Here is a 2,634-nt window from a genome sequence, read left to right as displayed (position 1 = left end):
CGACGTGGCCGTCTATCCCGGTCGGGACGCGTTTTATAACCTGCGCTGATCCGATTGCCCCCCACCATGCGCGCCCACTGGGTCACGGCGGTGTTGGTTGTGCTGCTGGCCGTGATCCACGGGCATATCTGGTGGGGCCGCGGCAGCGTCTCGCAGGTCGAGGCGCTGCGCCGTGAGCTGGCCGAGCAGGAGCAGGCCAACGAGCAGGCGCGCCTGCGCAACGAGCGCCTGGCAGCGGAAGTGCAGGACCTGCGCGAGGGGCTAGAGACGGTGGAAGAAATCGCCCGGCAGGAGTTAGGGCTGGTCAAACCCAACGAGATCTTCGTGCAGATTCAAGGCCCCGGCGCCACCCGCCCAACACCCGCGGCCGATCCATCGGCCGCAGCGCCACGCTGACCGCGGCGCACACCGGCACCCCTGAGCAGCCCCCTCACTGTATGCGCACCGACGACGGCGGCTGCTGCTCCTGCGTCAAAAACAGGCGCGCGGCGTCCACCGGATCGAACCGGTAGTGCTGCCCGCAAAAATCGCAACCGACATCGACCTCGCCGCGCTCGGCCAGGATCGATTCGATCTCGGCTATCCCCAGACCGCGCAGCATGGCCGCCACCCGCTCGCGCGAGCAGGTGCAGGCAAAACGCGGATGCGCCGCGGACGCGGGCAGCGCCAGCCGCAGCAGATTTTCTTGCCAAAACAGCCGGTGCAGAATGCGGTCGGCGTCCAGTCGCAGCAACTCCTCGGGTGTCAGGCTGCTGGCCAGCGTCGCAATGCGGTGAAAGTCCTCGTTGGCGTCGAGCGCGTCCTCCTCGTGGACCACGGCCGAGGTGCGCGCCAAATTCGCCTCCCCGGTCGCCGGCATGCGCTGGATCAGTAAGCCGGCGGCGACCGTCTCGTCCGCGGCGAGCACGAGCCGCGTGTCGAGCTGCTCGCTCTGGCGCATGTAGTGACCGATCACATCGCTCAGGCGCGGCAGCGGGCGCCCCGTGGCGTCATGGAGCGGCACGACCCCCTGGTAGGGTTGCTGTCCCGGCTGGCGCTCGCGCGGGTCGAGCGTGATCACGCACCGCCCCTGACCCAGCGGATTGACCATCTGCCACAACGGCGTCCCTGACGCGACCTCGCCGCGCACGGTCGCGGTGGCGCGAAACGCCATGTCGGGCTGCACTTCGGCCACGGCCACTTTGACCGGCCCATCCCCCAGAATCTGCAGCACCAGCGCGCCGGCAAATTTGATGTTGCTGTGCAGCAGCACGGCGGCGGCCGTCATCTCACCCAACAGCTCGGTCACGGGCGGGGGATAGCCCCCCGCCGACGCCCGCCGCTGCAGCAACGCCTGCCAGTCGTCGGTCAGGCGCACCAAGGCGCCGCGCACGGGGAGGCCGTCGAACAAAAACTTATGCAATTCGGACACGGCGACGCCTTCACCCGATGCGCTGCAGACCGCTGGCAAAGCGCCGCGCGTTTTCGATATAGTGGCGCGCGCTCCAGCGCAAGCCTTCGATCTGCTCGGGCGTGAGCTGACGCACCACCTTCGCGGGGCTACCCAGGATCATCGATCCATCGGGGAATTCCTTGCCCTCCGTGACCAGGGCCCCCGCCCCGACCAGGCAGTGTCGGCCGATACGCGCCCCGTTGAGCACCACGGCCCCAATGCCGATCAGCGACTCGTCCCCGATCGTGCAGCCGTGCAGCATGACCTGATGCCCCACGGTCACGTATTCGCCAATCGTGAGCGGGTAGCCGATGTCCGCATGCAGCACGCTGCCGTCCTGGATGTTGCTGCCGCGCCCCACGACGATGGGGTCGGTGTCGCCACGCAACACAGCGCCAAACCACACGCTCGTGTCTTCGGCCAGTTTGACACGCCCCATGACGGCGGCGGTGTCGGCCACGAACGCCGACGGGTGGACGTCAGGCACGAGATCGTCGAGTCGATAAATGCTCATCACTACAATTGTACGGATGCGCCCGCCGCCGTCCACTGCCCACCCCCGTATGGAGCTGCGCGCCCAGGCCCTGCAGGCGTTGACCGAGACCGACCCCGACGCCAAAGTGGCGCAGGTGCAGCGCCTGTGGCGCGCGTGGGACGAGCGCATCGCCCCGGGGGCAACGGCGGGTGAGGCAGGCGACGCACCGCTGGGGATCGACCCCGATGCCACCCTGACCCCACCCCCCGACCGACCGCTGCCGGGCCGGCCGGCGCGGCCGCACTTGATCGCACCGGGTTCGGTGCCGACTCGCTCGCCCTTCACCCTCGAGGGCCACGCCGCGCTGGTGCACGCCATTTGCCATATCGAGTTCAACGCCATCAACCTGGCGTTGGACGCGGTGTGGCGCTTCGCCGGGCTGCCGCTGGCGTTCTACCAGGACTGGCTGCGCGTGGCCGCCGAAGAGGCGCACCACTTCACGCTGCTGCGCGACCATCTACGCACACTCCCCCACCCAGGCGGTTCGCGCTGGGACTACGGCGACTTCGACGCGCACGATGGGCTGTGGACTATGTGCGAGCAAACCGCAGGGGACATCGTGGCGCGCATGGCGCTGGTGCCGCGCACGCTGGAGGCGCGTGGGCTGGATGCGACGCCGCTGATTCAAGCCAAGCTGCGGCGTGCCACCACCCCCGGCGCGCCGCAG

The 2,634-nt window shown here is 68.9% G+C and carries 4 protein-coding genes; 2 read left to right on the top strand and 2 right to left on the bottom strand.

The window, feature by feature from the left end; all coding sequences use genetic code 11:
* The first annotated feature begins 66 nt into the window (after positions 1-66).
* A complete protein-coding gene (gene ftsB, locus Q0716_RS02650; RefSeq protein ID WP_299019351.1) occupies positions 67-396 on the top strand; it encodes a cell division protein FtsB in 330 nt (109 codons plus the stop codon).
* Between the two features lie 34 nt (positions 397-430).
* Here ftsB and Q0716_RS02645 read toward each other — a convergent pair whose 3' ends face one another.
* On the bottom strand, positions 431-1,411 hold the full coding sequence (locus tag Q0716_RS02645) for an Hsp33 family molecular chaperone HslO (RefSeq protein ID WP_299019349.1): 981 nt from the start codon (positions 1,409-1,411) through the stop codon (positions 431-433).
* A gap of 10 nt (positions 1,412-1,421) precedes the next feature.
* The gene (locus tag Q0716_RS02640; RefSeq protein WP_299019346.1) at positions 1,422-1,946 is read right to left on the bottom strand and encodes a gamma carbonic anhydrase family protein; all 525 of its coding nucleotides are present in this window, start codon (positions 1,944-1,946) and stop codon (positions 1,422-1,424) included.
* 49 nt (positions 1,947-1,995) lie between these two features.
* On the opposite strand from Q0716_RS02640, the gene Q0716_RS02635 reads away from it, so the two are divergent.
* Positions 1,996-2,634 (top strand): ferritin-like domain-containing protein (locus Q0716_RS02635; RefSeq protein WP_299019344.1); only part of this gene is annotated, 639 nt, incomplete at its 3' end.

Origin of the sequence: uncultured Tepidimonas sp. (assembly GCF_938045175.1) — a bacterium.
Lineage (GTDB): Bacteria > Pseudomonadota > Gammaproteobacteria > Burkholderiales > Burkholderiaceae_C > Tepidimonas.
Note: the sequence above shows the minus strand (reverse complement) of the source record. Positions and strands in the feature narration are given on the sequence as shown.